The 6,802-nt window shown below is 35.3% G+C and carries 5 protein-coding genes; 1 reads left to right on the plus strand and 4 read right to left on the minus strand.

Annotated elements, in window-relative coordinates; genetic code table 11:
• Positions 1-598: adenylate/guanylate cyclase domain-containing protein (locus VFS71_RS08290; RefSeq protein ID WP_326400483.1), on the plus strand; the 598-nt coding region annotated here is incomplete at its 5' end.
• 6 nt (positions 599-604) lie between these two features.
• Here VFS71_RS08290 and VFS71_RS08295 read toward each other — a convergent pair.
• From VFS71_RS08295 to VFS71_RS08310, 4 genes are all read right to left on the minus strand, one after another.
• Positions 605-3,178, minus strand: coding sequence for a cation-translocating P-type ATPase (locus VFS71_RS08295; protein ID WP_326400484.1), 2,574 nt, complete (start codon positions 3,176-3,178; stop codon positions 605-607).
• Between the two features lie 21 nt (positions 3,179-3,199).
• Positions 3,200-4,396 (minus strand): phospholipase D-like domain-containing protein, encoded by a 1,197-nt coding sequence (locus tag VFS71_RS08300; protein WP_326400486.1) that lies wholly within the window; start codon positions 4,394-4,396, stop codon positions 3,200-3,202.
• Between the two features lie 25 nt (positions 4,397-4,421).
• Positions 4,422-5,432 (minus strand): metal-dependent hydrolase, encoded by a 1,011-nt coding sequence (locus VFS71_RS08305; RefSeq protein ID WP_326400488.1) that lies wholly within the window; start codon positions 5,430-5,432, stop codon positions 4,422-4,424.
• Between the two features lie 181 nt (positions 5,433-5,613).
• Positions 5,614-6,588 (minus strand): NmrA/HSCARG family protein, encoded by a 975-nt coding sequence (locus VFS71_RS08310; protein ID WP_326400490.1) that lies wholly within the window; start codon positions 6,586-6,588, stop codon positions 5,614-5,616.
• Positions 6,589-6,802 lie beyond the last annotated feature (214 nt).

Consider the following 6,802-nt stretch of genomic DNA (forward strand, 5'->3'; position numbering starts at 1 on the left):
ATTAAAGGAAAGCGGTAAAGTTGTGGCCAAAAGATTTGAATCGGTCACTGTATTATTTACCGATTTTGAGGGATTTACGCAATATGCCGAAAACTTATCACCTGAAAAATTGGTTGAGAGTGTCGATTACTATTTTTCAAAATTTGATGCAATCATTGAAAAGTATGATTTAGAAAAAATAAAAACATTAGGAGATTCCTATATGTGTGCAGGTGGACTACCTTTTCCAACGGCAGATCATGCATACAAAATGATTTTGGTTGCACTAGAAATTTTAGAATTTGTACAGCATTCCAATCGAGAAAATCCATTTAACCATACTCGTTTTAACATTCGTATTGGGATTAACACAGGACCAGTAGTTGCTGGAGTAGTGGGGACAAAGAAATTTGCTTATGACATATGGGGCGATACCGTAAACATTGCTTCAAGAATGGAATCGAATTCATGCCCTGGAAAAATCAATATTTCTGAAAATACATTTGCAATTATAAAAGACTCTTTTGATTGTGAGTACAGGGGAGAAGTTGAAGCTAAAAATAGAGGGATGATGAAAATGTATTTTGTAAATGGTGCAAAAGAGAAAATGAAGTTTTAAACCGTTTTATTTCCATTTTCGTTTTGTCCATTTTTCCAATTCCACAGCACAAAATACGATGCTTGAAACAGCAATGGTTATAACAAGTTCATACAACGTTAAAGGTTGCGTTCTGAAAATTGTATTAAAAAAAGGCGTGTAGATAATCATCATTTGCAAGATAACAGTCAATAGTAATGCCCCCAGCATAGGAGTATTGGAAAGTAAACCAATTTTGAAAATAGATTCCCGTTCCGAACGAATAGCCATAACGTGTCCCATTTGACTTAAGCACAATACGGTAAATGCCATTGTTTGCCAATGGCTGTTGTTATAATGTATGGACCATGCCTGTATTCCCAAGGTTACAGTACCCATTAAGAAGCCTACCCACAAAATATGTATTGCCATTCCGCCCGCAAAGATGCTTTCTTTTGGACTCCTTGGAGGACGGTTCATGATGTTGGATTCGGATGGTTCCGAGACAAGTGCCAGTCCCGGCAATCCATCAGTCACCAAATTTATCCAGAGAATGTGTATTGCCAGTAATGGTATGGGTAAACCCAAAAAGGGAGCCAAAAATATTGCCCATATTTCTCCAGAATTTGATGTCATAGTATATTTGATGAATTTCAGGATGTTATCAAATATTCTTCGTCCGTGTTTTACGGCCTTAACAATAGTTGCAAAATTATCATCCAATAAAATCATATGGGAAGCTTCTTTGGAAACTTCCGTGCCATTAATGCCCATAGCTATTCCGATGTCAGCATTTTTAAGTGCCGGTGCATCATTCACACCATCACCTGTCATGGCTACAAATTGATTTTTATCCTGTAATGCTTTTACGATTTTTAATTTTTGTTCTGGATTTACTCGCGCATATACCCGTATTTTTTCTACAATATTTTCAAATTGAGTTTCGGATAATGCTGAAAGTTCAGCACCGCTTAAGACCAAATCATCTTCGGATATGAAAATCCCTAATTGTTTTGCAATGGCTTTTGCAGTGAGTTTATGGTCACCAGTAATCATTACCGGAATAATTCCAGCTTGTTTGCATTCTGCAACAGCTTGTTTTGCTTCTTCTCTTGGAGGGTCAATCATTCCTGCAAACCCTATTAAGGTTAATGAGGATTCAATGGTATCAGTATTTAACTTTTCAGGAATGGAGGGTAACCACTTTATTGCATATCCTAAAACCCGATAGCCTTTATCTGCCATTTCATTCACTTTGGTTTCAATTTCGGGAATGTGTCTTTTTTGCTTTTCATCTAATTTACTAAATAGGACATCTACAGCACCTTTCGTAATCACCAATATTCCTTGCTCTGTTTGATGCAATGTAGTCATACATTTTCTCGAGGAGTCAAAGGGCAACTCCGCTACTCTTGGTAGTGTTTTTTCTAATTCAGTTTTTTTGAAATTTTTATCATGGGCATATTGTGTCAAGGCCACTTCGGTAGAATCACCCAACCATTTTCCCTCTTTATCAATTGAAACATCGTTATTAAGAGTCATTGCAGTAAGCAAGTTATTTGTGGGAAAGAAAATAGAATTGGGATAGGTGTGTTGGATTTCATGTATTTCCTGAACAGTCATTTTGTTCAAGGTTAGCGTACCAGTTTTGTCGGTGCAGATGTAGGTAACTGAACCTAATGTTTCTACGGCAGGTAATTTTCTGATCAGGGCATTGTTTTTTGCCAATCGTTTGGCGCCAAAAGCAAGTGCAATGGTTACCAATGCAGGTAATGCTTCGGGTATGGCAGCGACGGCCAGTGAAATAGAAGTAAGCAGCATGACCAAAACCGCTTCGCCACGTAACCAACCAATTATGAATATTACGGTGCAGATAATCAGTATGACTATTGACAGTCTTTTTCCAAAAGCAATCAGTCTTTTTTGCAAAGGAGTTGCTGTTTCATCTTTTTGTATCATTTTGGCAATACGTCCAAGTTCTGTGTTCATACCGGTTGCAACGACATAGGCGAGTGCTCGTCCGTTGGTAACAAAAGTGCCTTTGAATCCCAAGTTTATTCTATCTCCCAAATTATATTCACCATCGGGAAGCTTCTCGGCAATTTTTTCGACATTATGTGATTCGCCAGTTAGTGTTGATTCATCTACTTTGATTTGATGGGTTTCCAAAAAACGAATATCGGCAGGAATAATATTTCCGGCTTCAAGCAATATTACGTCTCCCGGTACTAAATCGGAAGCAGATTTTTCAATTGGATTTTCTTCTCGTAAAACAATAGCAGTGCTTGCGACCATATTTTGCAATGCTTCCATTGCTTTTTCAGCCCGAAATTCTTGAATAAATCCTATAACGGCATTGATAATGATAATCGCAAGAATAATGAGGGTATCTATTAAATCTCCTAAAATGCCGGAAATTATGGCAGCAGCAATTAAAACGATAATCATAAAGTCGGTAAATTGCTGTAAAAACATCTGAAAAGGTGTTTTCTTTTTTTGATCCTCTATCTGATTTTTTCCATATTCTAAGAGAAGTTCTGAAGCTGTAACGCTATCTAACCCCTTTGGAGAAGAATTCAATAATTGTGCAATTTCTGATAATGGAAGTAAATGCCAATTCATGATAGATGCTTAATTTTTTTCTTAGTTTTCTTCCTTGTATTTGTTCATGAACCTATTGTAAGGGATATAAGTTATGATTATAAGAGTTGTTCTCACAAAGTGATATGAAAGCCAGTTTGCAATTGTTGCAAAAAGGCTGCTTTTTCGTTTAATAGTTTCGAGAGTAATTCTTTCACACTGAGAAATTACCGCATTTAAATCTGATGCCAATGTTTTGGCGAATTTTGTGGATTCTATTGCTACATTTGTTTCGATACTTCCATAGGAACTCAAATGATTTAAATTAAAGGAGCCAATAGTTGCCCATTTATTATCTACTAAAGCGACTTTGCCATGTAAAATGGACTTATTCCATTCGTACAATTCAATGTTGTTTTGAAGAAGGGATGAGTATAAGTGATAGATTGCTCGTTGCATCAAAGGGATATCTGAAATTCCTGATAAAATGAGTTTTATTTTGACACCACTTTTAGCCGTTTTTTTTAAAACTTTTGAAAATTTTCGACCCGGCAGAAAATAGCAACCAACGATTACGACCTCTTTTTGTGCTTTTTGAATTGATTTTACGTAAGCAATTGCGATTTCATTGTTTCTCTTCAGCCAATCATTTTGTAGGACGGTAACCGTTGTTTTTTTATCCAAATAGGAAATAGGCTGTAAATTTATTCTATGCGTTCTTTTATGTTTGAAATAGATATTTTGACACAATTGTTCCAGTTGCATTACTGTTTCGCCGTTCTCAACTTCAATAGCATAATCAAGCCATGGATGCTCTGTTGATGTTCCTCTGTATTTGTCTGAAATATTAATTCCGCCAATAAGAGCAATGGTTCCATCTGCAGTAATTATTTTATGATGGAGTCTTCGGCCGATGTAAAAATTATTTGAAGAAAAAAAAGGAGAAAAGAAACGGATATTAATTCCCAACTGCTTAAGTTCTTTCATAATTAACCTAGGGAACGGGTAGGAGCCATATCCATCAAGAAGCACATAGATTTTCACATTTCTAATAGCTGCTTCTTGTAAGGCATTGATAATTTCTTGACCCGTAGCGTCATTTTCAAAAATGTACATTTGAATATGAATCACCGATTGTGCATTTAGAATAATATTTCGGGCACGCAAAAAATAATCTTCTCCGCTGTGAACAAGAGTTGTCTTTTCCTTGCAGATATTGTTCAGACAATAGTTTGACGTTTGGATTTCTTGTTCTTGCATTAGTTTTAAAAATATTTATTACAATTTAATTTCCTTTTATTCTGTTTACTAATAAGGCAAACCATTCATAAGTTGATTCTTTATATTTTATTCTGTTCAGAGCTCTTTTATTATCTGCATTTTTATTGAGGTTAAACTTAAATGCAAATGGGCCATCAGCTTTATTCCATCCGCTTACTTGACCAAATCGGATATCGTTGAAATATAAAACGGAATCCTCTTTGGTGATAATATAGTTTCCTTTCGAAAGTTGTTTCAAATTTTTTACGATGATATCCTTTTCAAAAGAAGCAATCAAAGAATCATTTCGTTGTATTCTGTAAAAGTCTATTTTTTTTTGTTTGTCAAAAATTGAGTAATATCCAATCCACGCACCATTACTGTCATGGGAATAACCCATCCAAAGAAAAGTATTTAGTGGAGTTGGAGTAACGGTGAATCCATCTGAAATTAATTGCTGCTCTTTGAAAGATTGGTGCATAACTTTCCAGACATATACATGTACAAACATTGCAAAAATTAAATAACAAGAACTAACCGCTAATCCAATAGTATTCCATTTTTGTGTTTTTTCAGGCGATTTCTTTCCAATTAAAGGAAATAATACACCAATTAAGATCGGTACAGTATAAAAAGGATCAGCCACAAAAATGGTATTGAAGGATATTTTTTCATTGTTAAAAGGCTCAAACAGTCCTATACCGTAACAGGTGAGAGAATCCAATGCTAAATGGGACAGCAGTGCAATAATGATTAGCCACATCCAATTCACCCAGCTTGTTTGACTATCCTTAAACTTTTTTTTTAAAATCCACCCCAATATCGTAGAAATTAGTATGACAAAGAAAAATGAATGAGTAATTCCACGATGAAATAATAATTGTTGGGAATCACTTAGAAAAAGGATTCCAAGAGCATCAATGTCAGGAAGATTACTCATCAAAGCACCATAAAACACAGCTTTTCGGCCAATTCTTTTTCCAAGGACTGCTTCGCCAATGGCAGCTCCCAGAAGCGTATGTGTTACTGTATCCATGTTCTATTGGTTGTTTATTCTTATGTTGTTCTCATGTCTTCTTTTTCATACTATGATATGATTGTTTTTTTTGATGTTGATAAAACTTAGCGTTTACTTTGATGTAAATCAAAAGATTACTTTTAGGATGAGGTGGGATGTTATTTTTTCTATTTTAATTTTTCTAGGTTATTTATAACTGTTACTCTATAGGAATTCGGGAAGCATTGGCAGAAAGCCACATATCAAAATTTTGCAGTTCAGGATTTAATTCCTTTGCAAAAGCTTCATTTCTTGCTCCATTAAAATCGTCATTAAAATCCCTTTTAAACTGAAACATATTGCCTAAATCGTCGGCGCCCGGAAATCCAAAATTGCGGTATGCTTCTGGAGTTACGGGATTAAAAAGTACTTTTTTATCCAACGCTTTTGAAAGTTTTTCAGCCATTTCATTTCCATTTAACTTTTCTCCTGCAATACCAACAGTTTTTCCAATCAACTCTTTTCCTTTTTTGAAAATTCCATAAGCACATTTACCAATATCTTCAGCTGCTATGGCCGGCAACTTTTTATCGTCCATCGGGAATGCGATATAGTAATTGCCGTCTTCTCCTTTTTGGGGTCCCATGCCAAAATGAATGAAATTATCCCAATAGAAAGAGGTTCTTAAAAAAGTGGTGGGAAGTTCGGCTTCTCTAAAGTAGTGGTCAGCCTCTCCTTTTCCGTCAAAATGTGGCACTTTGTATTTTCCATGCAAAGTGGGCATTCTGTCATCGTCCAGATTCATCCAATTTCTGGTGTCTTCCAATGTTGACCAAATAATATGCTGTAAATGGGATTCTCTGGCAGCTTCGATAAAATTGTTAACTTCCTGCAATTCTTTGTCCACTGAGAAATGTTCCCAGAAAAAAGTAACAAAATACGCTCCATAGGCTCCATCAATTGCTTTTTTAATGCTTTGGATATCATCAATGTTGGCTTCAACTACTTCTGCACCCAATTTTGAGAATGCTTTGGATTTTTCTGAATTAATATCTCTGGTTACAACCCTTACGGCAAACTCACCGTTTTTGTCTGCCAAAATTGCTCTGGCAAGTCCACCGCCTTGTGCTCCTGTAGCACCAAAAACGGTGATTATTTTTTTATCATCAACTTTGATAGGTGTTTTATTTTCCATTTTAATTGTTTTTTAGATACATAAAGTTAATGAAAAAATAAATTAACTGCTTGGTTTTTAATGTATTATATTTTAGTTGTGATTTTACGATAGTCAATAATTTCTAAACTATTATAAATAGGTATCAGGTACATTAAGTATAGGATTTTACCTAATATAAAGCTTGTGGTGTGTAATCTATAAATGCTGGTACAGCCGTAGCAACTACTACAAC

This window comes from Flavobacterium sp. (assembly GCF_035760125.1).
GTDB lineage: Bacteria > Bacteroidota > Bacteroidia > Flavobacteriales > Flavobacteriaceae > Flavobacterium.